The 22,552-nt window shown below is 68.4% G+C and carries 25 protein-coding genes and 1 tRNA gene; 11 read left to right on the forward strand and 15 right to left on the reverse strand.

Features of this window, described 5'->3' with window-relative positions:
• Positions 1–24: 24 nt before the first annotated feature.
• The 6 genes from RU09_RS09095 to RU09_RS09120 all read right to left on the reverse strand — a co-directional run bounded on the left by RU09_RS09095 (position 25) and on the right by RU09_RS09120 (position 4,886).
• Positions 25–720, reverse strand: a complete 696-nt coding sequence (locus RU09_RS09095; RefSeq protein WP_042539788.1) for a response regulator — start codon at positions 718–720, stop codon at positions 25–27.
• On the reverse strand, positions 717–1,982 hold the full coding sequence (locus tag RU09_RS09100; RefSeq protein WP_052492915.1) for a sensor histidine kinase: 1,266 nt from the start codon (positions 1,980–1,982) through the stop codon (positions 717–719). The genes RU09_RS09095 and RU09_RS09100 overlap by 4 nt, the downstream gene beginning before the upstream one ends.
• Before the next feature lie 42 nt (positions 1,983–2,024).
• Positions 2,025–2,834, reverse strand: a complete 810-nt coding sequence (locus RU09_RS09105; RefSeq protein ID WP_042539790.1) for an ABC transporter permease — start codon at positions 2,832–2,834, stop codon at positions 2,025–2,027.
• Positions 2,831–3,742: an ABC transporter ATP-binding protein gene (locus RU09_RS09110; RefSeq protein WP_042539792.1), complete on the reverse strand. Its 912-nt coding sequence runs from the start codon at positions 3,740–3,742 to the stop codon at positions 2,831–2,833. Before RU09_RS09110 ends, RU09_RS09105 begins: the two co-directional genes overlap by 4 nt.
• A gap of 104 nt (positions 3,743–3,846) precedes the next feature.
• Entirely contained in the window at positions 3,847–4,230 is a 384-nt protein-coding gene (locus tag RU09_RS09115; protein WP_042539794.1) for an MmcQ/YjbR family DNA-binding protein, read from the reverse strand.
• 2 nt (positions 4,231–4,232) lie between these two features.
• Positions 4,233–4,886, reverse strand: coding sequence for an SOS response-associated peptidase family protein (locus RU09_RS09120; RefSeq protein ID WP_042539796.1), 654 nt, complete (start codon positions 4,884–4,886; stop codon positions 4,233–4,235).
• A 75-nt stretch (positions 4,887–4,961) separates the two neighbouring features.
• Here RU09_RS09120 and RU09_RS09125 point away from each other — a divergent pair, with 75 nt between their 5' ends.
• Positions 4,962–5,903, forward strand: coding sequence for a DMT family transporter (locus tag RU09_RS09125; RefSeq protein WP_052492916.1), 942 nt, complete (start codon positions 4,962–4,964; stop codon positions 5,901–5,903).
• A gap of 1 nt (position 5,904) precedes the next feature.
• Here the strand turns inward: RU09_RS09125 and RU09_RS09130 are convergent, their stop codons facing one another.
• On the reverse strand, positions 5,905–6,504 hold the full coding sequence (locus tag RU09_RS09130; RefSeq protein ID WP_042539798.1) for a nitroreductase family protein: 600 nt from the start codon (positions 6,502–6,504) through the stop codon (positions 5,905–5,907).
• Complete coding sequence (msrB, locus tag RU09_RS09135) at positions 6,501–6,905, reverse strand: peptide-methionine (R)-S-oxide reductase MsrB (protein WP_042539800.1); 405 nt, start codon at positions 6,903–6,905, stop codon at positions 6,501–6,503. The genes RU09_RS09130 and msrB overlap by 4 nt, the downstream gene beginning before the upstream one ends.
• Before the next feature lie 68 nt (positions 6,906–6,973).
• Here msrB and RU09_RS09140 point away from each other — a divergent pair, with 68 nt between their 5' ends.
• The 4 genes from RU09_RS09140 to groL all read left to right on the forward strand — a co-directional run bounded on the left by RU09_RS09140 (position 6,974) and on the right by groL (position 10,625).
• Positions 6,974–7,969: a DUF2332 domain-containing protein gene (locus tag RU09_RS09140; RefSeq protein WP_042539802.1), complete on the forward strand. Its 996-nt coding sequence runs from the start codon at positions 6,974–6,976 to the stop codon at positions 7,967–7,969.
• Positions 7,970–7,978: 9 nt separating this feature from the next.
• Positions 7,979–8,236, forward strand: a complete 258-nt coding sequence (locus RU09_RS09145) for a DUF3263 domain-containing protein (protein WP_042539804.1) — start codon at positions 7,979–7,981, stop codon at positions 8,234–8,236.
• 68 nt (positions 8,237–8,304) lie between these two features.
• On the forward strand, positions 8,305–8,883 hold the full coding sequence (locus tag RU09_RS09150) for a LytR C-terminal domain-containing protein (RefSeq protein ID WP_331452205.1): 579 nt from the start codon (positions 8,305–8,307) through the stop codon (positions 8,881–8,883).
• 122 nt (positions 8,884–9,005) lie between these two features.
• Positions 9,006–10,625 carry a chaperonin GroEL gene (gene groL / locus RU09_RS09155; protein ID WP_042539806.1) on the forward strand — a complete coding sequence of 540 codons (1,620 nt, stop codon included), beginning with the start codon at positions 9,006–9,008 and terminating at the stop codon, positions 10,623–10,625.
• A 73-nt stretch (positions 10,626–10,698) separates the two neighbouring features.
• On the opposite strand, the gene RU09_RS09160 is transcribed toward groL, so the two are convergent.
• From RU09_RS09160 to RU09_RS09185, 6 genes are all read right to left on the reverse strand, one after another.
• Positions 10,699–10,986 (reverse strand): WXG100 family type VII secretion target, encoded by a 288-nt coding sequence (locus RU09_RS09160; protein ID WP_042539808.1) that lies wholly within the window; start codon positions 10,984–10,986, stop codon positions 10,699–10,701.
• A 171-nt stretch (positions 10,987–11,157) separates the two neighbouring features.
• Positions 11,158–12,855 (reverse strand): sensor histidine kinase, encoded by a 1,698-nt coding sequence (locus tag RU09_RS09165; protein ID WP_042539810.1) that lies wholly within the window; start codon positions 12,853–12,855, stop codon positions 11,158–11,160.
• 56 nt (positions 12,856–12,911) lie between these two features.
• The gene (locus RU09_RS09170; protein ID WP_042539813.1) at positions 12,912–13,598 is read right to left on the reverse strand and encodes a response regulator transcription factor; all 687 of its coding nucleotides are present in this window, start codon (positions 13,596–13,598) and stop codon (positions 12,912–12,914) included.
• Positions 13,599–13,699: 101 nt separating this feature from the next.
• Complete coding sequence (locus RU09_RS09175; protein ID WP_042539815.1) at positions 13,700–15,340, reverse strand: DNA repair helicase XPB; 1,641 nt, start codon at positions 15,338–15,340, stop codon at positions 13,700–13,702.
• A gap of 11 nt (positions 15,341–15,351) precedes the next feature.
• Positions 15,352–17,061, reverse strand: a complete 1,710-nt coding sequence (locus RU09_RS09180) for a helicase-associated domain-containing protein (RefSeq protein ID WP_042539817.1) — start codon at positions 17,059–17,061, stop codon at positions 15,352–15,354.
• Positions 17,062–17,071: 10 nt separating this feature from the next.
• The gene (locus tag RU09_RS09185) at positions 17,072–17,347 is read right to left on the reverse strand and encodes a hypothetical protein (RefSeq protein ID WP_042539819.1); all 276 of its coding nucleotides are present in this window, start codon (positions 17,345–17,347) and stop codon (positions 17,072–17,074) included.
• 139 nt (positions 17,348–17,486) lie between these two features.
• Here RU09_RS09185 and RU09_RS09190 point away from each other — a divergent pair, with 139 nt between their 5' ends.
• Both RU09_RS09190 and RU09_RS09195 read left to right on the forward strand, forming a co-directional pair.
• A complete protein-coding gene (locus tag RU09_RS09190) occupies positions 17,487–17,867 on the forward strand; it encodes a cold-shock protein (RefSeq protein ID WP_042539821.1) in 381 nt (126 codons plus the stop codon).
• Complete coding sequence (locus RU09_RS09195; RefSeq protein ID WP_042539823.1) at positions 17,851–18,543, forward strand: DUF3027 domain-containing protein; 693 nt, start codon at positions 17,851–17,853, stop codon at positions 18,541–18,543. The genes RU09_RS09190 and RU09_RS09195 overlap by 17 nt, the downstream gene beginning before the upstream one ends.
• 69 nt (positions 18,544–18,612) lie before the next feature.
• Here the strand turns inward: RU09_RS09195 and serC are convergent, their stop codons facing one another.
• Complete coding sequence (gene serC / locus RU09_RS09200; RefSeq protein WP_042539826.1) at positions 18,613–19,725, reverse strand: phosphoserine transaminase; 1,113 nt, start codon at positions 19,723–19,725, stop codon at positions 18,613–18,615.
• 99 nt (positions 19,726–19,824) lie between these two features.
• Between serC and RU09_RS09205 the strand changes: the two genes are divergently transcribed.
• The 4 genes from RU09_RS09205 to RU09_RS09220 all read left to right on the forward strand — a co-directional run bounded on the left by RU09_RS09205 (position 19,825) and on the right by RU09_RS09220 (position 22,552).
• Positions 19,825–20,526, forward strand: a complete 702-nt coding sequence (locus tag RU09_RS09205; protein ID WP_042539828.1) for a metal-dependent transcriptional regulator — start codon at positions 19,825–19,827, stop codon at positions 20,524–20,526.
• Between the two features lie 290 nt (positions 20,527–20,816).
• Entirely contained in the window at positions 20,817–21,611 is a 795-nt protein-coding gene (locus RU09_RS09210) for a M23 family metallopeptidase (protein ID WP_042539830.1), read from the forward strand.
• Positions 21,612–21,939: 328 nt separating this feature from the next.
• Positions 21,940–22,437: an HNH endonuclease gene (locus RU09_RS09215; protein WP_042539885.1), complete on the forward strand. Its 498-nt coding sequence runs from the start codon at positions 21,940–21,942 to the stop codon at positions 22,435–22,437.
• A 41-nt stretch (positions 22,438–22,478) separates the two neighbouring features.
• Positions 22,479–22,552: transfer RNA gene (locus RU09_RS09220), tRNA-Arg, on the forward strand.

Below are 22,552 nucleotides of genomic sequence, written 5' to 3' on the forward strand. Positions count from 1 at the left end.
GCTCGCTATGCCCTCCACCCCGACCTAGGGGCCGGAGGGCAGAGCGTCGTCGTCGACGAGACCGAGCCGGTGCGCCAGAATCACCAGGTGGATGCGGTCACGGGATCCGAGTTTTGAGAGGATCCTGCCCACATGGGTCTTGACGGTGGACTCGCTGACGAACAGCGCCTGGGCGATCTCCGCGTTCGTGAGCCCGCGCGCGATCTCGACGAAGACGTCGCGCTCACGGTCGGTGAGCTGCGCCGTGAGATCGTCGATCGCATGGACCTGTGGTGCGGGCGTCGCACCGAGCGTCGGCGTCACGTGCTCCAACAGCATCCGCGTGATCCGAGGCGAGAGCGCGGCATCGCCCCTGTGAATCGCACGGATCGCCGCGATCATCTCGTGCCGCTGTGCGTCCTTCAGGAGGAATCCGCTCGCTCCGGCGCGGATCGCACCGAAGGCGTACTCGTCGAGATCGAACGTCGTCAGCACCAGGACGCGGGTCTGCGGGTGCTCGCGGACGATGGCCGCGGTCGCGGCGATCCCGTCGAGCCCCGGCATCCGGATGTCCATCAGCACCATGTCGGGGCGCAGCTCGGTCGCCTGGGCGATCGCGTCGTGCCCGTCCGCGGCCTCGCCGACCACGACCATGTCGTCCTCGGCGTCGAGCACCATCCGGAATCCGACGCGGATGAGGGCCTGGTCGTCGACGAGCAGCAGCCTGATCGGCTCGGTCATGGTCCGTCCTTCGGGTCGTGGTCTGGCAGGTCAGGTGGCGTCATGGGGAGCTCTGCGCGCAGCATCCACCGCCCGCCGTCGACGGGTTCGGAGACGATGGTTCCGCCCGAGTGCGCTGCGCGCTCGGCGAGCCCGCGCAGGCCGAACCCCGATGAGCCGACAGGGCCGGTGACACCGTCGTTCACGATCTCGATGGTCACCGCATCCGGGGCGTGCACGAGTCGGACCTCGATCGACGTCGCCGCGGGTGCGTGCCTCATGGCGTTCGTCACGCCCTCCTGCACGATGCGCCCGACGGCGTGTGCCTGAGCGGGGGAGAGCGAGGCGGCCCCGGTGACCGAGAGCGACACCGGAAAGCCGGCTCGCTGTGCCGCAGCGACCGTCTCCTGCGGGGGCGTCGGCTCGAGCGGAGCGAGGGGCAGCGGCGAATCGTCGGCCCGGAGGACGCCGAGCATCGCACGCATCTCGGTGAGTGCGCTGCGAGCCGTCTCTGCGGCCGAGGACGCCGCCGATCGTGCCTGGCCCGGATCCGGGGTGGCAGCCGCTCCCTCGGACAGTGCGACGATCACGGTGAGCGAGTGGGAGACGATGTCGTGCATCTCACGGGCGATGCGGGCGCGCTCGCCGGCCGCGGCCAGCTGCGCCTGCTGATCGCGTTCGACGAGCAGCTGACGGGAGCGGTCGATCACGGCAGCGAGGTAGCGCTTGCGTCCACCCACGTTCACGCCGACGAGAGTGCCGATCAGCCCGAGGACGAGCGACATCACGACGGCGTTCGCGGCGATCTGCAGAGTGATGACGCCGGTGAGCGTGAGCAGTCCGCCGAGCGCGGCGAGCGACCCGAGGGCGATGCCGAATCCCGTCCATGCGGCCCGCGAGGATCGGTAGACCGCGAGCGAGTAACAGGTGACCAGCAGCAGCGGCGAGCCGATCGGCTGCAGTGCGAAGAGGAACCCGGCCTCGAGTGCGAAGGACGCGACGAACGGCACGAGCGGCCGTCGACGCCTCCACAGAAGCGTGGCGCAGGCTGCGACGACGGACGCGGGCACCAGGATCGCGACGCCGATGGCGAGGGGCATCGGAAGGTCGCGGGTGATGACACCGGCCGGCACGAGCGAGAGCAACAGGCACACGAGGGTGATCAGGACATCGGCGAACACCGGATGCCGCGCCCAGAAACGGCGCAGAACGCCCGGGGGACGCGGCAGCCGCAGCCCCTCGTCCTCGCGGACTGAGGTGCTGCGGCTGCGCGTGCGGGTCACCGGGCGACTCTACGCGGGTTCATCGATCTCGCGATCTCGCGGTCACGCATCGCGCGTGCGGAGCACGGCCCAGGCGCCGAGCATGCCCGCGGCGACCCAGGCTGCCAGCGTGAGGTAGGCGACCGGAGCCTCGAGCGCAGCGCCCTCGGGGAGGATCGCGCTCTGGGCTGCGGCCACCGGGAGGTAGCCCGCGGCGTCCATGACCCAGGCCCAGGCCTCGCCGGCGACGGCGAAGAAGCTCGCGACGATCGGCAGCACGAACAGCAGGCCGACCGTCGCGGCGATCGCTCCGGCGCCCGAGCGCAGGATGAACCCGAACGCCACCCCGATCAGGGCGAACACCGCCATGGCGAGCGACGAGACCACGATGGGCAGGAACGATGCTGCGGGGTCGCCCCAGTCGATGCCCTGATCCCGCGAGGCGACGACCGCGGAGACCGCCACGGCCGCCGCCAGGAAGATGACCAGCGACGACACGAACATGAACAGGCCGACCACGACCGCCTTGGCGCCCAGCACCGATCCGCGCTTCGGGTTGGCCGCGAGCGTCGAACGGATCATCCCGGTCGAGTACTCGCCCGTCACGGAGATCGCGCCGAGGATGCCGGCGAGCAGCATCGTGAACTGGATCGGCATGACGACGGCCTGGATGGGCTCGAAGCCCGGCATGTCGATCGCCTGCGCGATGAGCACGGCGATGCCGATCGTGAGGATCGCCGCGATGCCGATCGACCACCAGGTCGAACGGAGCGTGGCCAGCTTGATCCACTCGCCGCGCACGGCGCGGATGAACGTGAGCCGGCGATCGGTGTCGACATGCTGACGGCGGAGGGGAGGAGCCTGGACGGTCATGAGATCTCCTTCGTGCGGTACTCGACCGAGTCGCCGGTGAGGGCGAGGTAGGCGTCTTCGAGCGATCCGGTGGTCGGGGTGAGTTCGTGCAGGGGGATGCCGCGCTCTGCGGCGAGGTCGCCGATGCGCGACGCGGGGAGGCCGACGATGTCGATCAGATCGGGGGCGGAGCTCACGATCTCGACGGACGGGCCGCCCACTGCGGCAGCCAGGTCGGCGGCTCGAGGCGTGCGAACACGCACGGTGTTGGTCGTCCAGGCCCGCACGAGCTCCTCGAGCGGGGCGTCGGCGAGCACCTTTCCCCGGCCCATCACGATCACGTGATCGGCGGTCTGCGCCATCTCGCTCATCAGGTGGCTCGAGAGCAGCACGGTGCGTCCCTCGGACGCCGCGTGACGCACGAACTGGCGCACCCACCGCACGCCCTCGGGGTCGAGGCCGTTGACCGGCTCATCGAGGATCAGAGTGTGCGGGTCGCCGAGCAGGGCGGAGGCGATTCCGAGCCGCTGCCCCATGCCGAGCGAGAACTTGCCCGCGCGCTTGCGGGCCACGGGGCCGATGCCCGCGAGGTCGATGACCTCGTCGACGCGGGATGCCGGGATGCCGTGGGTCGCCGCCATCGCACGCAGGTGATTGCGCGCGGTGCGGCCGGTGTGCACGGCCTTGGCATCGAGCAGCACTCCCACCTCGGTGAGCGGGGCGCGGAGCTTGCGGTATTCCCGTCCGCCGACGGTGGCGATGCCCGAGGTCGGCCGGTCGAGGCCGACGATCATGCGCATCGTCGTGGACTTGCCCGCGCCGTTGGGCCCGAGAAACCCCGTGACCGTGCCCGGCTGCACCGTGAACGACACGTCCTGGACGGCTGTCTTGTCTCCGAATCTCTTCGTGAGGCCTTCTGCTGTGATCATGTCTACGACGCTATCGACCACGCCATCGCCCCCGCGTCCTCCCTGGGTACCGTTCCACGGATGTCCGGAGTCATCCTCTCGGCGGATGCCGTGGCCCGGCCGCCTCAGCCGGCAGGGCGCCCGAACAGGTCAGGGTCGATCGGCCGCTGCGCTCGGGGGAGCTTCTCGACCACCAGTCGGTACGACTCGGTGACGAGTTCGGTCACCAGCTCCTCGTCGAGCGATGCCCCTGGCATCAGGGTGATCCAGTGCTTCTTGTTCATGTGGTAGCCGGGCACGATGTCGGCGAACGTCTCTCGCAACGCGACGGAGTCCTCGGGATGGGACTTGAGCGTCACGCGCCCGGTGCCGTCGAGAGGGATCAGCAGGAAGACACGCCCTCGCACCTTGTAGACGTCCCACTCGGGGCCGAACGGGTTGTCGCGCTCCGCACCGGGAAGCTCTTCGGCGCGCGCAGTGGCGGCGGCGCCCAACTGGGTCGAGTCCATGCTCAGAACAGCCGATCGGCGCCCTTGTCGTCGGCGCGGGGCGCGGCCTGAACGCGCTCGTCGATCGCGGCCGCGGCGAGCAGGGCCTCGTCGATGATCTCCTTCGTGGGCTCGGCGGTCAGCCAGTCGTCGCTCAGCGCCGCGGGGATCAGCAGCGGCATCCGATCGTGGATGCCGGCGAGGTGAGGGGGAGCCGGGCGCATCACGATCGAGTAGCAGGTGAAGGACTCGCCATCGGCGGTGCGCCCCCGCTGGGTGACGGCGGCCATTCCGAAGAGCGCACCGTCGTCGACGACGAACTCGTGCCAGACGCGCTCGGGCTTCTTCATCTCGTACCAGCTCGTCGCCGGCACGAGAGCACGGGTCTTCAATCCGCCGGGGCGCTCCTGCAGGCGCTCGGATCGGGTGTTGATCGACGGGAACTTCGAGGGCTCCCCGCCGATCAGGAACCCCCACCAGGCGGGTTCGAGCACGGGCTCGGCCTCGGGCTGCACCACGATCGGGTTGAGGTTGCGCAGATTCTTGCCTGTGGGGCGCACGGTCTCGCGCGCGTTCTGCTCGGCCCAGCCACGCAGACCCTCGAGCACCGCCTCGTCGGCGGCGGCCAGGAGCTCGGTGTCGGTGAACCGGGGGTCAAGTCCGTAACTCGCGCACATGCCGTCAGGGTACGCCCGGCCGCCGACATCGTGCGCACGGCGAGATGGCGATCAGCTCTCGGTTAGGGTCGACAGGTGACCCAGGCCCGTCGACTGTCTCCGCCCCTCGCGCTCGGCGGAGCAGTGGCGATCGGTGTCATGACGGCCATCCAGGCGCGCATCAACGGCGTGCTGGGCGTCGAGGTCGACAACGGCATCGTGGCCGGCCTCATCTCCTTCTCCGTAGGACTAGCGGCCCTTGCGGTGGTGATCGTCTGCATTCCCTCCGCGCTTCGAGGCGTCGGACGTCTGCTCGGCGGCATCCGCGATCGGACGATCCCGTTCTGGATGCTGCTCGGCGGTGCCTGCGGTGCACTCACCGTCTCCACTCAGGGCATCACGGCCGGGGTGCTCGGCGTCTCGCTGTTCACGGTCGGAGTCGTCGCAGGACAGACCCTGCACGGGCTCGTGCTCGACCGCATCGGGTTCGGTCCCGCCGGGGTCGTCGCGATCACGCCGGGGCGCGTGCTGGGCGGAGCGCTCGCGCTCGCCGCGGTCGGCATCTCGCTGAGCGGCGATGTCCTGGCCACGGCCCCGCTCTGGATGCTCCTCCTGCCGTTCGCGGCAGGCGTCGGCATCGCCTGGCAGGCTGCGACCAACGGCCGTCTGTCGCAGCGCGTGCGCTCGCCCCTCGCGGCGACGTTCATGAGCTTCATCGCCGGCACCATCGCGCTGCTGGTCGCCGCCGGCATCAGCATCGCGGTGCGGGGCGCACCAGACGCGCCGCCGACCGAGCCGTGGCTGTACCTCGGTGGATTCCTCGGCGCCGCGTACATCCTGCTCGGCGCTTTCATCGTCGCGCAGACAGGGGTGCTGCTGATGGGACTCGGATCGGTGCTGGGCCAGCTCGCGACCTCGGTGATCATCGACCTGATCTGGCCGGCCGCGGCGGGCCCCGCGCCCTGGCAGATCATCGGGATGGTGGTCGTCGCCGTGGCATCCGTCGCCGTCGCGCTGCCTCGCAGCAGACGGAACTGACCTACTGCTTCTTCTGCTTCTTCGCCTTCTTCTTGGCTTTCGGCTCGGGCGTCGGCTGGGGCTTGGGCTTGGGCATCCGCGTCACGAGGCCTCGCGCATCGACGGGCTTGCGGCGACCGGGCCTGCGGCCCGAGGGCTTGCCGCCGATGTACAGCCATCCGAGCAGCTCCTCGTCCTTGCCGAGGCCATGGGCCTTCGCGACGGCCTTCGATCGCGTGTAGTGACCCGTGCGCCACAGCACGCCGAAGCCGGCCTCGTCGAGCAGCAGACTGAGCATGTGGGCCACACCCGAGGCGACGGCCTCCTGCTCCCAGCGGGGGACCTTCTCGCTCTTGCGGTAGCTGGCGACGACCGCGATCAGCAGCGGAGCGCGCAGCGGCTTCGTGGAGGGGGACTTGTCGCCCTCGGCCTTGGCGATCGCGGCCCCCAGCAGCTCTCGGTCGGATCCGCGCAGCTCGATCAGGCGCCACGGGCGCAGCGAAGAGTGGTCGGCGACGCGTCCGGCGGCTGCGACGAGCTTCAGCAGTTCGTCCCGCGACGGCGCCTCGTCGGTGACCTTCGAGGAGGACTGCCGTGCGCGAACGGCCTCGAGGGCGCTCACGACTCTTCAGGTGTGAAGTTCAGGGCGATGGAGTTCATGCAGTAGCGGTCGCCGGTGGGCGTGCCGAAGCCGTCGGGGAAGACATGCCCGAGGTGCGATCCGCAGTTCGCGCAGCGCACCTCAGTGCGCACCATGCCCAGGGTCGTGTCCTCGATGAGCTGCACCGCGTCGGGGCGGATCGACTCGTAGAAGCTCGGCCACCCGCATCCGGAGTCGAACTTGGTGCCGCTCTTGAACAGCTCGGCGTTGCACGCGCCGCAGGTGTAGAGGCCGGCGCGGCCCTCGTCGAGCAGCTCGCCCGTCCAGGCGCGCTCGGTCGCGGCTTCGCGAAGCACCGCATACTGCTCCTCGCCGAGCTCTTCGCGCCACTCTTCTTCGGTCTTGTCCACGCTGTACGACATAGGTCCTCCTGGGGTCTGCTCCATTCTCTCGCGTTCAGAGGGGGTCGGCGTCACGAGACAATGGATGGATGACGGATGCCGTGCGGCTGCGCTATCGCCGTTTCGCCGATGAGGAGGCGCCGGGGCGCAGCGATCTCTATGTCGACTGGGCTTCCGGCGTGGCCGGTGACCCCGAGGTGCAGCGGGTGCTCGCTCGGATCCCTGAGAACCGCAGGCAGCCCCCGCTCGTGTTCGCCGTGACGCGGATGCTGGGCGTCGGCCTCGTCCGCTACGACGCGTGGCGCGCGTTCGTGCTCTCCCGTGCCGACGAGATCGTGAGCGAATGCAGCGGCCGGCGTCTGCAGACCAACGAGCCGCTCCGACTCGCACCGCTGCTTCCTGTGCTGTCCGAGATCGATGGACCGATCGCCCTGCTCGAGGTCGGCGCCTCCGCGGGCCTGTGCCTGTACCCCGATCGCTACTCGTACCGCTTCGTCGGCTCCGACGGTCAGGTGCGCGCGGCACTCGACCCGCACGACGGGCCGAGCCCGGTCGTGCTGCAGAGCAGAGTCGACGGGCGCCTCCCCGCCATGAGGATGCCGGACATCGTCTGGCGCGCCGGCATCGACCTCGCGCCTCTCGACGCCCGAGACGACCGAGACCGTCGCTGGCTGCAGGGGCTCGTCTGGCCGGGGGAGGAAGGGCGGGAACAGCGGGTGAGAGCGGCGCTCGACATCGCCGCATCCGATCCGCCCCGCCTCATCGCCGGCGACGCGCTCGAGAGGATCGACGCGCTCGCAGCCGAGGCGCCCCGGGGTGCCACTCTCGTGATCACGACGCCGGGCGTGCTCGTGCACATTCCGCGAGAGGCGCGCACAGCACTCGTCGAGCGCATCAGGGGTCTCGATGCCCGCTGGGTGACGATCGATCCTCCGGCAGTGCTGGGCGACGTCTGGCAGCCGGCCGTGGTCGCCGAGGAGTGGACCGGGTTCGTCGTGGCGCTCGACGGCGACGTGCGCGCGGCAGCCGATCCGCTCGGCAGATGGTGGGAGTGGCGCACCGGAATCGCCGCTTCCTCGACCTAATCTGGTCACATGCTGGGAGATCTGAGCGAGCGGGATCGCACGATCCTCGCGCTCGAGACCGCCTGGCCGCGGCACGGCGGCGCGAAGGAAGAGGTCATCCGCGCCCAACTGGGCATGAGCGCCGCCCGCTACTACCAGCTCCTCGGCCGTCTGATCGAGTCGGAGGAAGCCCTGGAGTACGACCCGATGCTGGTGCGACGGCTGCGCCGCATCCGTGACGCCAGATCGTTCCAGCGCGCCGCACGCACTCCGGGCTTCGTGGGCTGACGAGGCTCGCGCCACGCAGCGGCGTCGTCGGAAGCGGATTCACGGGCCGGTGCCATTAGCATCGAGGAGTGTCAAAGCTCAGCCGAGATCGATTCGACGACGTCCCCCGATCGTCCGGACGCGTCGGAGCGCACCGCGCCGAAGCCCCGGGGATGAACGGCTGGGTGGTGCTCCTGTGGTCGTTCGTGGCCGCTCTGGTGCTCATCATCGGCGGCATCTTCGGCTCGCTCGTGGTGATGGGACGCATCACCCTCTTCCCGGAGGCCGTCCCCTCGTCGAGCCCGACGCCCGTCGAGACCGGTGTCGTCGACGTCACCTATTCGGTGATGATCCTCAACGCCTCACCCGACGAGGGTCTGGACGAGCAGATGCGCGACCTGCTCATCAACAACGGCTGGGCCGCCGACGTCGTGTTCGCGAGCGACAGCGCGAGCCAGGACTTCTCGACGACGACCGTCTACTACGTCGCCGAAGAGGATGAGCTCGCCGCCCTCGGCCTCGCGAACCTGATCGGCGGTGCCGCGGTCGAGCAGAGCGACTTCTACTCCGACCTGAACGACACGGGTGCGAAGCAGCTCACGGTCGTCATCGGACTCGATCGTGCGACGACCGCGCCGGAGACGCCCGCAGACACTCCTGCCCCGTAGACCGCCGCGCGGTCCGTCCGCGCAGCTTGCACTCGATGGGGTCGAGTGCCAGAATGGCGTTAGCACTCTCTCACTCTGAGTGCTAAACCCAACGTCTACGTCCAGGAGGGACGAAAAAACTCATGGCAAAGATCATTGCTTTCGATGAGGAGGCCCGACGCGGCCTCGAGCGCGGCCTCAACATCCTCGCCGACGCTGTCAAGGTGACCCTCGGCCCGCGCGGTCGTAACGTCGTGCTGGAGAAGAAGTGGGGCGCCCCCACGATCACGAACGACGGTGTCTCCATCGCCAAGGAGATCGAGCTCGACGACCCGTACGAGAAGATCGGCGCTGAGCTCGTCAAGGAGGTCGCCAAGAAGACCGACGACGTCGCCGGCGACGGAACCACCACCGCCACGGTGCTCGCTCAGGCTCTGGTCCGCGAGGGCCTGCGCAACGTCGCAGCCGGCGCAGACCCGATCTCGCTGAAGCGCGGCATCGAGAAGGCCGTCGCGGCCATCACCGAGGAGCTCCTCGCCAGCGCGAAGGAGATCGACTCCAAGGAGCAGATCGCCGCCACCGCGTCGATCTCCGCTGCTGACCCCGCCATCGGCGAGCTCATCGCCGAGGCGATCGACAAGGTCGGCAAGGAAGGCGTCGTCACCGTCGAGGAGTCGCAGACCTTCGGCACCGAGCTCGAGCTCACCGAGGGCATGCGCTTCGACAAGGGCTACCTGAACCCGTACTTCGTGACGGACCCGGAGCGCCAGGAGGCTGTCTTCGAAGACGCCTACATCCTCATCGCGAACCAGAAGATCTCGAACATCAAGGACCTTCTGCCCATCGTCGACAAGGTGATCCAGGACGGCAAGGAGCTCGTCATCATCGCCGAGGACGTCGAGGGCGAGGCTCTCGCGACTCTCGTGCTCAACAAGCTCAAGGGCATCTTCAAGTCGGTCGCCGTCAAGGCTCCCGGCTTCGGCGACCGTCGCAAGGCGCAGCTGCAGGACATCGCGATCCTCACCGGTGGTCAGGTCATCACCGAAGAGGTCGGCCTGAAGCTCGAGAACGCCACGCTCGACCTGCTGGGTCGTGCTCGCAAGGTCATCGTCACCAAGGACGAGACCACGATCGTCGAGGGTGCCGGTGAGGCAGACCAGATCGAGGGTCGCGTCACGCAGATCCGTCGCGAGATCGAGAACACGGACAGCGACTACGACCGCGAGAAGCTGCAGGAGCGCCTCGCCAAGCTCGCAGGTGGCGTCGCCGTCATCAAGGCGGGCGCGGCAACCGAGGTCGAGCTCAAGGAGCGCAAGCACCGCATCGAGGACGCCGTTCGCAACGCGAAGGCAGCCGTCGAAGAGGGCATCGTCCCCGGTGGTGGCGTCGCGCTGATCCAGTCGGGCACCAAGGCTCTCGACGCTCTCTCGCTCACGGGCGACGAGGCGACCGGTGCGAACATCGTTCGCGTCGCGATCGAGGCTCCGCTGAAGCAGATCGCCCTCAACGCAGGCCTCGAGCCCGGCGTCGTCGCGAACAAGGTCTCCGAGCTCCCCTCGGGCCAGGGCCTCAACGCGGCAACGGGCGAGTACGTCGACATGTTCGCCGCGGGCATCATCGACCCGGCGAAGGTGACCCGCTCGGCTCTGCAGAACGCAGCGTCGATCGCGGCTCTCTTCCTCACCACCGAGGTCGTCGTCGCTGACAAGCCTGAGAAGGCTGCTGCTCCGATGGGTGACCCGTCGGGTGGCATGGACTTCTGATCCATCAGCACTGACAGAAACGCCCCGACCTCGGTCGGGGCGTTTCTGCGTTCGCGGGGGCTCGAACCGTGAATCAGCGGAACAGGCTCGCCGAGTACTGATCAGCGTCTGCATACTGCGTCGCCGCGCTGCCCAGCGAATGCCCGATCGATTCGAGCACCTGCTCGACGTGCAACTGCGCTCCACGCCACTCCTCGGCACATGACTGGAACGCGGCCGACGCGGTGCCGACCCACGTCGCCTGCAGCTGCGTGAGCTGCGACATGAGCGTCGCGGACTCCGTCTGCAGGCGCTCCATCGTGGCCAGCGCCGCGCCTTGGGCGGCACCTACGGCTTCGGTGTCGACGGTGATGACGGACATGGGAACTCCTCTCGATTGGTGCTCCGACGATAGGGGAGAGGAGATCTCCGGATGCGGGTGCGCGCGCACGTCCCGACGCCCGCTGTGGAGAACCCGCATGGGCGCCGCGCCGTGCAGGAGCGCCGATCAGGAGCGCCGAGCAGGAGCACCCGCGCGAGAAGCGAGGTGCGGTCAGAGATCCAGTCGCTCGAGGGGCTGAGTGTCTTCGAGAAGGTGGGCGGGCGTTGCGCGTGAGGGAGCGAGGGGCAGCGTGACGGTGAAGGTCGCTCCGCCACCCGGCGTCTCGGACACCGCGACGCTTCCGTGCAGCGCTTTCACGATGGATGACACGATCGCGAGCCCGAGCCCGGACCCACCGGTCTCGCGTGCTCGTGAGGTGTCGGCGCGCCAGAAGCGCTCGAAGATCTGCTCGCGGATCTGGGGAGGGATACCCTCGCCGTGGTCGACGATCGCGATGCTCGCCGTGCCACGCACGCGGTCCGCGTCGACGACGATCTCGATCGGACTCTCCTCAGGCGAGAAGCGACGCGCGTTGCCGAGCAGGTTCGTGACCACCTGGCGCACCTTGTTCTCCTCGCCGAGCACGATCGGCGGGGTGCGCACGGGGATGTCCGCGGCTTCGGTGAAGTCGATCGCCGGCACGTTCGCCGCGGAGCTTCGCGAGCGACGCCGCAGACGGGCGAGCGTGCCGCGGGAGAGCCCACGCGGAGCGGGAGTCTCGGGTGCGGCGGGGACGACAGGCGTCGACCGAGTCGTGAGGTCGATCAGCGGGGCCTCGACCGTGCGGTCGACGACGGTCACGGTGCGTGCCGGAGCCGCAGCACGCAGATCGAGGGCGGCGTCGCGGGCGATGGGACGGAGGTCGAGTGCCTCGATCTCGGGTTCGCGCTCTTCGTCGAGACGCGCGAGCGCAAGCAGATCCTCGACGAGCACGCCCATGCGGATCGCCTCCTTCTCGATGCGCTCCATGGCACGGGCGGTGTCCTCCTCGCCCTTGATCGCACCCATCCGGTAGAGCTCCGCATACCCGCGCACGCTCACCAGAGGCGTGCGCAGCTCGTGGCTGGCGTCGCCGATGAAGCGACGCATGTGCTGCACGGTGCGGTCCCGCTGCGCGAGCGAACCGTCGACTCGATCGAGCATCGTGTTGATCGCGCTGTTCAGGCGGCCGACCTCGGTCGTCGGCTCGAGATCGGTGAGGCGCTGTGTGAAGTCGCCCGCGGCGATCGACATGGCCGTGGACTCGACCTGACCGAGCCGTCGGAACGTCAGTGTCACAAGCCCTCGGGTCAGCAGCGCGGCCAGGAAGATGGTGACGAACGCGACGGTGATGTAGATGCCGAAGTACTGGCTGATGATGCGATCCGCGTACTCGAGCGGCATCGCGACGATCTGGATCCGCAGCGATCCGTCGCCCTCTCCGGGCACCCGTGCCACAGCCGCCCGGAAGCTCGATCCCTTGGTGCCCTCGATCGTGAACCGGGTGTCCTCGTTGGCCTGCACGTCGAGGGGGGAGTACGACGAGGGGAAGAGCGGTGCCCCGTTGTCGGAGTTGCCAGTGGTCGTCTGCAGCACGCCCTCAGCGTCGTAGATCGCGACGAAGAAGTCACGGGGCGAGTCCGTGGGGGTGTAGACGGTCTTGCCGTCTTCGACCGTCACCTCGAAGTACCGGTTCGCGAGATCGGCAGACACCAGAGCAGGGAGCTGAGCGTCGATGTTGCTGACCAGCGAGTTGCGCAGGATCGGCACGGTGCCGAGGCCCGCCGCGAGCAGGCCCAACGCGAGCACGGCGACCGTGACGCCCGTCACCTTGGCGCGCAGGCTGATCGACCGCCACCACTTGGTGATCGCGTCAGGCTTGTGCGCCATGCGGACCTCCCTGGAGACGGATGCTGTGCGGCGTCAGCGTGCGGCGGTGAGCCGGACTACTTGCCGACCTTGAGCATGTATCCGAAGCCGCGCTTCGTCTGGATCACCGACTCCTCGGTGTGCGGATCGATCTTGCGACGGAGGTAGGAGATGTAGCTCTCCACGATGCCGGCATCCCCGTTGAAGTCGTACTCCCAGACGTGGTCGAGGATCTGCGCCTTCGACAGGACGCGGTTGGGGTTCAGCATCAGGTAGCGCAGCAGCTTGAACTCGGTCGGGCTCAGCTCGATCGATTCCTTGCCGACATGCACGTCGTGGGTGTCCTGGTCCATCGACAGCTCGCCGGCACGGATGATCGACTCCTCGTCGGCCTGCATGGTGCGGCGCAGGATCGCCTGGGCGCGGGCGACGATCTCGTCGAGGCTGAACGGCTTGGTGACGTAGTCGTCGCCGCCGGCGTTGAGCCCCTCGATCTTGTCGTCGGTGCCGTCCTTCGCGGTGAGGAACAGGATCGGAGCAGTGAAACCGGCGCCGCGAAGGCGCTTGGTCACGCTGAACCCGTTCATGTCCGGGAGCATGACGTCGAGGATGATGAGGTCCGGCTCTTCCTCGAGCACCGCCGAGATGGTGGCGGCGCCGTTGGCCACCGTCTTCACCTGGAACCCGGCGAAGCTGAGACCTGTCGAGAGCAGGTCGCGGATGTTGGGTTCGTCGTCGACGACCAGGATGCGCGCATCAGTCATGTCCCCATTATGGTGACTTCGGCCATGCGGATGCTGATTATCCGTCGGAGCGGCGCTTTCGCCCTCCGCGTAGCGATGCTGCAGGGAGGGCCCGCAGGCGGTCAGGCGGCGAGGGCGTCGGCGTCCATGATGGTGTAGCTGTAGCCCTGTTCGGCGAGGAACCGTTGGCGGTTCTGGGCGTAGTCCTGGTCGATCGTGTCGCGGGCGACCAGCGTGTAGAAGCTCGCCGTGCGGCCGGACTGCTTGGGACGCAGGAGCCTGCCCAGGCGCTGGGCCTCCTCCTGTCGCGAGCCGAACGAACCCGACACCTGGATGGCGACGGATGCCTCGGGGAGGTCGATCGAGAAGTTCGCGACCTTCGACACCACGAGCAGTGAGATCTCACCTTCGCGGAAGGCGCGATAGAGCTCCTCGCGCTCGTCGACGGGCGTGGCGCCGGTGATCTGCGGCGCGTTCAGCGACTGCGAGAGCGAGTCGAGCTGGTCGAGGTACTGACCGATCACGAGGATCCGCTCGTCCTTGTGCTTCTCGATGAGCTCTCGCACGGCCGCGATCTTCGCCGGTGCGGAAGCGGCGAGACGGTAGCGTTCGTCGTCTGTCGCGGCGGCGTACTCGAGCCGGTCGTCCGGCGGCAGGTCGACGCGCACCTCGTAGCAGACGGCGGGGGAGATGAACCCCTGGGCCTCGATCTGCTTCCACGGAGCATCGAAGCGCTTGGGGCCGATCAGGCTGAACACGTCGCCCTCGCGACCGTCCTCGCGGACGAGCGTGGCGGTGAGGCCGATCCGGCGCCGAGCCTGGAGATCGGCGGTCAGCTTGAACACGGGCGCGGGGAGCAGGTGCACCTCGTCGTAGACGATGAGACCCCAGTCGAGGGCATCCAGCAGGGCGAGGTGGGCGTACTCGCCTTTCCGCTTCGCCGTGAGGATCTGGTAGGTCGCGATGGTGACCGGCTTGACCTCCTTGGCCTGGCCGGAGTACTCGCCGATCTCCTCGGGTGTGAGGCTCGTGCGCTTGAGCAGCTCGTCGCGCCACTGCCGTGCCGAGACGGTGTTCGTCACGAGGATCAGGGTCGTCGTCTTGGTCGCCGCCATGGCCGCGGCACCGACGATGGTCTTGCCCGCGCCACAGGGCAGCACCACGACGCCCGAGCCGTCCTTCGCGAACGCGTCGACGGCATCCTGCTGGTAGGGGCGGATCTGCCAGCCGTCCTCGGCGAGCTCGATCTCGTGCGGTGTGCCGGGGGTGTACCCGGCGAGGTCCTCGGCCGGCCAGCCGATCTTCAGCAGCTCCTGTTTGATCTGCCCGCGCGCCCACGCGTCGACCACGAAGGTGTCCGGAGCCGGGTGCCCGATCAGCAGCGGCTGGATGCGCTTGTTGTTCGCGACCTGGGCGAGAACGGCCGGGTCGGTCGAGCGCAGGATCAGGGTGCCTTCGTCGTCTCGCTCGATCACGAGGCGGCCATACCGGTTCACGGTCTCGCGGAGGTCGACGGCGACCGACGGCGGCACGGGGAAGCGGGACCAGCGGTCGAGCGTCTCGAGCATGTCTTCGGCGGTGTGCCCGGCGGCACGCGCGTTCCACAGTCCGAGCCGCGTGATGCGGTAGGTGTGGATGTGCTCTGGCGCGCGCTCGAGCTCGGCGAAGATCGCCAGCTCGTGGCGGGCGCTCTCAGCGTCGGAGTGGGCGACTTCGAGCAGCACTGTGCGATCGCTCTGGACGATCAGGGGTCCATCAGACATAGCTGTCCAGTTTACTGCGCGATCACGACGGCGGCGCGGATGCTCGACACCGGCAGCGTGCGTTCGACATCTGCCGCGCGATCTCGGCCGCGGAGGCGTCCTCCGCCGAGCCCGGTGGCTTCGAGGATCAGTTCTCTCGTCGAGCCGTCGGGCATTCCGACGCTCACTCGCAGCACGGCCTTCGCTCGGACAGCGGCCTCGAGCTCGCGGTCGAGCCAGGCGGCGTCCGCGTCCGGCCCCTGATGCGAGCGCATCGCGGCGATGAGCGCGGAATAGTCGGGCGCGGGGTCGGGCGTCGCCTCGGTGATCGGATTCCGCTCGCGGGCGATCGCGCGTCCGTCGTCGTCGACGAGCGTCGCCGGGTACCGAGCGTCAGTCAATGCCCAATAGACGGTGTCGCGCCCGACGCGCGTCGTCAGAGAGGCGACGTGCTTCGTCAGGGCGAGCGGTCGCAGCCCCTGGTCGACGGCCATCGCCTCGATCAGGTGCTGGTCGCTGCTCTCGATGCGCGTCCGACCGGTCTCGGGGTCGATCGACACGCGAACCAGGCCGTGTCGTTGCGCGGTCTGGGTGACGAGATAGCGGAGCGGCTGAGGGATGCCGGTGAGCGAGAGCGATTCGAGGAACTCGAGGATCGACTGCTCGGTCTCGCCGGCGACGAGCGCGTGCGCGATCGACTCGGGGGTGAAGCGGTAGGTGGAGGCCTGGGCTGCGGACTCTCGCGCGGCGATCGTGCGCAGCCGCACGTCGAGCCCGGGAGCGAGAGGGCCGGGCGAGATCGCGCTCAGGTCGTTCTGGAGGAAGATGCGATCGACCTCGTTCGGAAGCAGCGCGACGAGCGCAGCGGCGTCGACGTTCTCGCCTCGGCGGATCGAAGCCGCCCATGCGGGTTCACTGCCGCCGTCGGTGATGAGCCCGAGCAGACGAGCGCGCTCGAGCAGCGCGTCACTGCGGTCGGCCCACGCGGGGTCCCACGGGTGCGCCTGCGCCCAGGCCGTCGTGGACGACCAGCCGCCGTCCGACGCCCGCACCCCTCGGGGGAGAGCATCGCGGAAGCCCTCCACAAGTGCGCTCCACCGATCGGCCACGGGCGATCGCAGCCATTCCTCGGTCCGCGGCGTGGTGCGCAGCCGGCGAGCATCGGGTGCGACGAGCCCCGAGTCGATCGCGATCTCGATCAGCCCGTCGATCGATTCAGCGGCGACGCCCGCTTCGCTGAGCTGCCGCTTCTCTCCGGCGCTGACGTTGCCGCCGGCGAGAAGTGCGAAGGGCTTCTCTCGCGCGAGCAGCAGCAGATCGGCGAGGGCGGAGACCGTCGTGAACGCTCGCTCGGCCGCATGGGCGCTCTCGGCATCGGTCGCGGGCGTCGGCGCCGAGAGGCTGAGCGGAGCCGGCTCCGGTCGATCGGCGATGGCGGCGGCGACCGGCGGGAAGGGTGCGCCGTCGGGGCGCAGCAGTGCGAGACTCTCGAGCGTCGCCCGCTGAGGGGAGTGCTCTGTGACAGGGGTGGCCGCGGCGGCGAGAAGAGAAACGGCCTCGCCGTGCGTGAGGAGGGGCAGGACCCGCGCGATCGACGTGGGATCGAGGAGCGCCTCGGCGGCATCGAAGAAATCCTGCCAGCCGGCATCCGCGCGCACGCGTCGGACCGAGAACAGAGTGGTGAGCTGCTCATCGCTCGCCTCGGAGAGCCATTCGGCCAGCGGTCGGGCGTGCGTGCTCATGACGGATTCCTCAGGGCCGCGATGCCGCGCGCCCCTTGCGGATGAAGCTCATGATGAGGAGCGCGATGATCATGACGAACGCGGCCGGAAGCCCCCAGTAGGGGATCGCGGCGATGAACGGCCAGGCACCGGTGCCGAAGTCCTGCTGCTCCATGCCGACGGCGGTGCCGATGATGATCGCGAAGAAGCAGATGATGGATGCCGCGGCGAGTCCGAGTGCCGTGAACGCCAGGATGCGATCGATGCGGCGAACGGGAACCTCAGGTTCGGGACTCTTGGTGCTCATCCGTCTCAGCCTAGTCGTTGCAGGGTCTCATGGTTCCGCATCGTGACCTACGGATTCCCCGCCCCGCGACCGGTAGGCTGGAGGTGGTCGCACGCGTGCGTCCGATCCAGCTCCACACCGACTCAGCGAGGTTTCTCCCATGCCCACCGGCAAGGTCAGGTTCTACGACGAAGACAAGGGTTTCGGCTTCATCGCCAGCGATGACGGCCAAGACGTCTTCCTGCACGCTTCAGCCATGCCCACGGGCGCGGCGGTCAAGGCGGGCTCACGGGTGGAGTTCGGTGTCGCCGATGGCAAGCGCGGCCTCCAGGCGCTGTCCGTGCGGGTGCTCGAAGCCCCGCCGAGCCTCGCGAAGGCGAAGCGCAAGCCGGCAGACGACATGGCGATCATCGTCGAGGACCTCGTCAAGCTCCTCGACGGGATGGGCGGCGATCTGCGACGCGGCCGGTACCCCTCGTCGGCCCAAGGCCGCAAGATCGCGGCAGTTCTGCGCAAGGTAGCCGATGACCTCGAAGCCTGAGGTGGACCAGCGTCTGATCGACGCTCATGATCTCGCGCTCGCCGCACTGCACGAGATCACTCCGCCGTCGACCGTCGGACCCGCAGCCGATTACATCCCCGAAGAGGGCGGCTCTGTGTCGCTGCGCTTCGAGAACCGACTTCCCGGGTATCCGGGCTGGTTCTGGACCGTGACGGTCGCGCGCGTCGATGATGAGGAGCCCACGGTGCTCGAGCTCGAGCTGCTGCCGGGCGACGGAGCGCTTCTCGCACCCGAATGGGTGCCGTGGGCCGAGCGTCTCGCCGATTACCGCGCCCACCAGGTGGAGCTCGCGGCGCAGGCGGCCGCGGCCGCTGCGGAAGGCGAGGACGAGAGCTCGGTCGACGACGACGAATCCGACGACGATCTCGATGACATCGACGAGGACGACGACATCGACGATGACGACGACGACATCGACGAAGACGAGCTCGCCGCCGAGCCGCGTGTGCTGCATGCGGGAGACCTCGACGGAGTCGACGTCGACGAACTCGACGACTCGGCTGCTGCGGACGAAGACGATGACTCGGACGACGACGACTCGGACGACGACGATGACGACGAGGACTCCGACGACGACGACTCCGACGACGAGGACGATGACGACGACGAGGACTCCGACGACGAAGACTCCGACGACGACGACGACGAGGAATGACCGTCCACTGAGTCGAACGAGAAAGGGGCCGCGTGTGAACGCGGCCCCTTTCTCGTCGACTCCCTGGCGTCAGGCGCCCTGCTGCTCGAGCACGTAGTCGAGAGAGCGAGTGAGCTGTCGGACGTCGTCGGGTTCGATCGACACGAAGGTCGCGACCCGCAGCTGGTTGCGGCCGAGCTTGCGGTAGGGCTCGGTGTCGACGATGCCGTTGGCCCTCAGGGTCTTGGCTACGGCTGCGGCGTCGACGGTGTCGGCGAAGTCGATGGTCACGACGACGGGTGAGCGGTGTGCCGCATCCGTGACGAACGGGGTCGCCACGGATGATGCCGAGGCCCAGTCGTAGAGGACCGCCGAGGACTCCGCCGTGCGGGCGCCGGCCCACGACAGGCCGCCGTTCGAGAGGATCCAGCCGAGCTGGCTGTCGAGCAGGTGCAGGGTCGTCAGCGCCGGCGTGTTCAGCGTCTGGTTGAGTCGCGAGTTGTCGACGGCGTTCTTCAGGCTGAGGAACTCCGGGATGTACCGGTCGGAGGCGGCGATGCGCTCGATCCGGTCGACCGCGGCAGGCGACACCGCGGCGAACCAGAGGCCCCCGTCGGAGCCGAGGTTCTTCTGCGGCGCGAAGTAGTAGACATCCGCCTGGGCGGCGTCGAAGTCGATGCCGCCGGCAGCGCTGGTCGCGTCGATGACGGTCAGAGCGCCGTCGGCGATCACGCGCTCGATGGGGGCCGCGACACCGGTGGACGTCTCGTTGTGCGGCCAGGCGTAGACGTCGATGCCCTCGACGACCTCTGCGGCCGTGCGCGAACCCGGCTCGGACTTGCGCACATCGGGCGCCTCGAGCCACGGAGCGGCGGCGGCGGCGGCGAACTTGCCGCCGAACTCGCCGAACACGAGGTTCTGGCTGCGTCGTTCGATCAGGCCGAAGGCCGCAGCATCCCAGAACGCTGTCGAACCGCCGTTGCCGACGATAATCTCGTATCCCTCGGGGAGCCGGAACAGAGCCGCCAGCTGCTCACGGACGCTGCCGACCAGGTTCTTGACCGGCGCCTGGCGGTGCGAGGTGCCCAGCAGGGTGGGGGCCGCGGCGAGCAGCGCGTCGAGCTGCGCAGTGCGCACCTTCGAGGGACCGCAGCCGAAGCGGCCGTCAGCGGGCAGGAGGTCACGGGGAATCTCGATCGCCATGCGTCGATTCTACGGCGTGAGCCCCGAGTGCCCTCACCGCATGACGCCCTGATGTCCGCGTGGGAATGTAGGCTTGCCTAAGAAGACCCGGAGGGCCACATGACGGACTTGATCGACACCACGGAGATGTATCTCCGCACCATCCTCGAACTCGAGGAGGAGAACATCGTGCCGCTGCGTGCGCGAATCTCCGAGCGTCTCGGACACTCGGGTCCGACGGTCTCCCAGACGGTGGGGCGCATGGAGCGCGACGGTCTCGTCGTCGTCTCCGAGGACCGCACCCTCGAACTGACCGACGCTGGCCGTCGCAAGGCCGTCAACGTCATGCGCAAGCACCGCCTGGCCGAGCGTCTGCTCTCGGACGTCATCGGTCTCGACTGGGCGTACGTGCATGAAGAGGCCTGCCGCTGGGAGCACGTCATGAGCGAGCAGGTCGAGCGTCGACTCGTCGAGCTGCTGGGTCACCCGACCGAATCGCCGTACGGCAACCCGATCCCCGGGCTCGACCAGCTGGGCGACACCCCGGCACGCACCTTCGACGAAGGTGTCATCGGACTGGTGCAGAAGCTCAACGCCGCGGGAGCTCCGATCGACGGAACCGTGCGTCGTCTCGCCGAGCCCGCTCAGGTCGATCCTGAGCTGCTCGAGCAGCTCCGCGACGCGGGCGTCGTGCCCGGCGCGAAGGGGGACTATCGCTTCAACGAGGGATACGTCCTCATCCAGATGGAGGGCCAGGAAGACGGTCTTGAGCTCCCCGTCGAGCTCGCCTCCCACATCTTCCTGGTCGGCGAACCTGCCTGATCCACGAGGCCGATCGGCCCTCAGATCCGCGTGATTCCGCCTCTCCGAGGATTGCCAGGTTCGTGGGGTGACAGAATCGTTATCTTCCGGTAACCTCGGACAGGTCGTCGAAGAAGCCCGCTGATGACACCCGAGAGGACTCGCCTTCCAGGCTCGTCGACCTCCCGGTCAGACCGCACAACGTACCCGAGCTACATTCGTGCCACGAGAGCAGAGTGCCGACGAGCCAGCGCTACCCGAGCGCGCAGGCGCTGGAGGATCAAGTTTTGGCCAAAGACATCGAATCGCCCATGAAGACAACTGAAGATCGAGCAGTCGCTCGCAGCTCCCGCAGCCGCGTCGACGCCCGCAAGGTCGTCAAGCCCTTGCGTTCGATCGCCATCTTCGGGGCCGTCGGTGCTCTCGTCGCTGCTGTCGCTCTTCCCGCTTACGCTGCCACGAAGCCCGCCGAGGCGGCGACGACGGTGCAGCAGATGGCTGCCGTCGACGCCCAGTCTCTGGTCGTCGCCTCCGACGCCACGGCCGCACCACTCAGTCGCGGCACCTTCACCGCCACGACTCCGGGTGAGATCGAGAAGAAGAAGGCGGAGGAAGCCGCCGCGGCCCGTGCTGCGGCCGCCGCCAAGGCCGTCACCGCATCGTCCTCGTCGAGCTTCGACATCGGCAACTACGCGCTGGTCTCGCCGGGTTCCGGCGAGGTCCGCTATCCGCTTCCGCAGGGTTCGTACAACGTCAGCCGCACAGTCGGCGGTGCGCACCAGGGTGCCGACATGCTGGCTCCGGCCGGAACGCCGATCTACGCCGCCGCTGCCGGCGTCGTGCGCGCCTCGGCGGAGAGCATCGGCGGATACGGCGTCGCCGTCATGCTCGACAGCGTCGTGGGCGGCCAGCGCGTGCAGACCACGTACGGCCACATGATCTACGGCTCGCGTCAGGTCCAGGCCGGTCAGACCGTCGCCGCCGGTCAGCTGATCGGCTTCGTCGGCAGCACCGGGCGTTCGACGGCCAACCACCTGCACTTCGAGGTCTGGGTCAACGGTGGGCTCATGGAGCCCATCGCCTGGCTCGGCGCCAACGCGGGCTGATCGAGCCAGTCACCTCTCCTGCTCGCGGACACGCCTCCGGGAGTTCACCCGCAGTTTCGCCCTCGTGCTCTCCTGATGGGTTAGCCTGAACCCGTTGTCGCACAGGCGGGAGAAGCTGATGGAGCGAATATCGAGCATCCGAACCATGGATGACCTCGGTCGTCACGTCCTTCTGCATCGTCCGCAGGGACACCACGGCGTTGCCGTGCGAATGAGGCGCTGTCTGTAGACAGCGCCTTTTTTCATCCCTGCGAACGCCTCCGCTCCGTGCGGCTTCGTGTGAGTCGAGAGTGCCGGGAAGCCGTCCCGGCGGATCGAGAGGATGACGATGCGCACACTTGTACTGAACGCAGGATACGAACCGCTCGCGATCGTGTCGTTCAAGAGAGCCCTGGTCCTGGTCATGAATGACAAGGCCACCGTGATCGAACGCGTCGAAGACGACCCCGTCTGGGGCAGCCATGGCGTCTACGACCGCCCCGCCGTCATCGTCCTCTCGCGTTACGTGCGCATTCCCGCCAGCAGACGGGTGCCGGTGACGAGGCGGGGCGTCCTACGCCGCGACAATCACCGCTGCGGCTACTGCGGCAAGGCGGCGTCGACCATCGACCACGTCATGCCGCGCTCGCGGGGCGGAGCCGACTCATGGGAGAACCTCGTCGCCTGCTGCCTGCGCTGCAACAACACCAAGAGCGACCGCACTCCGCAGGAGATGCGCTGGGAGCTGCGCTTCGCGCCGCGTCCTCCTCACGGCACCGCGTGGACGGTGCGTGGCACCGAGCGGAGCGACCCGAGGTGGGAGCCGTACCTCGCCCTGGCGGCGTGAGCGGAAGCCGGGGGCGAGGGTTCCTCTAGAATGGAATCGTCGCCCCCGTAGCTCAGCAGGATAGAGCAGCCCTCTCCTAAAGGGCAGGTCGCTGGTTCGAATCCAGTCGAGGGCA

Origin of the sequence: Microbacterium sp. MEJ108Y (assembly GCF_000834175.1) — a bacterium.
GTDB lineage: Bacteria > Actinomycetota > Actinomycetes > Actinomycetales > Microbacteriaceae > Microbacterium > Microbacterium forte.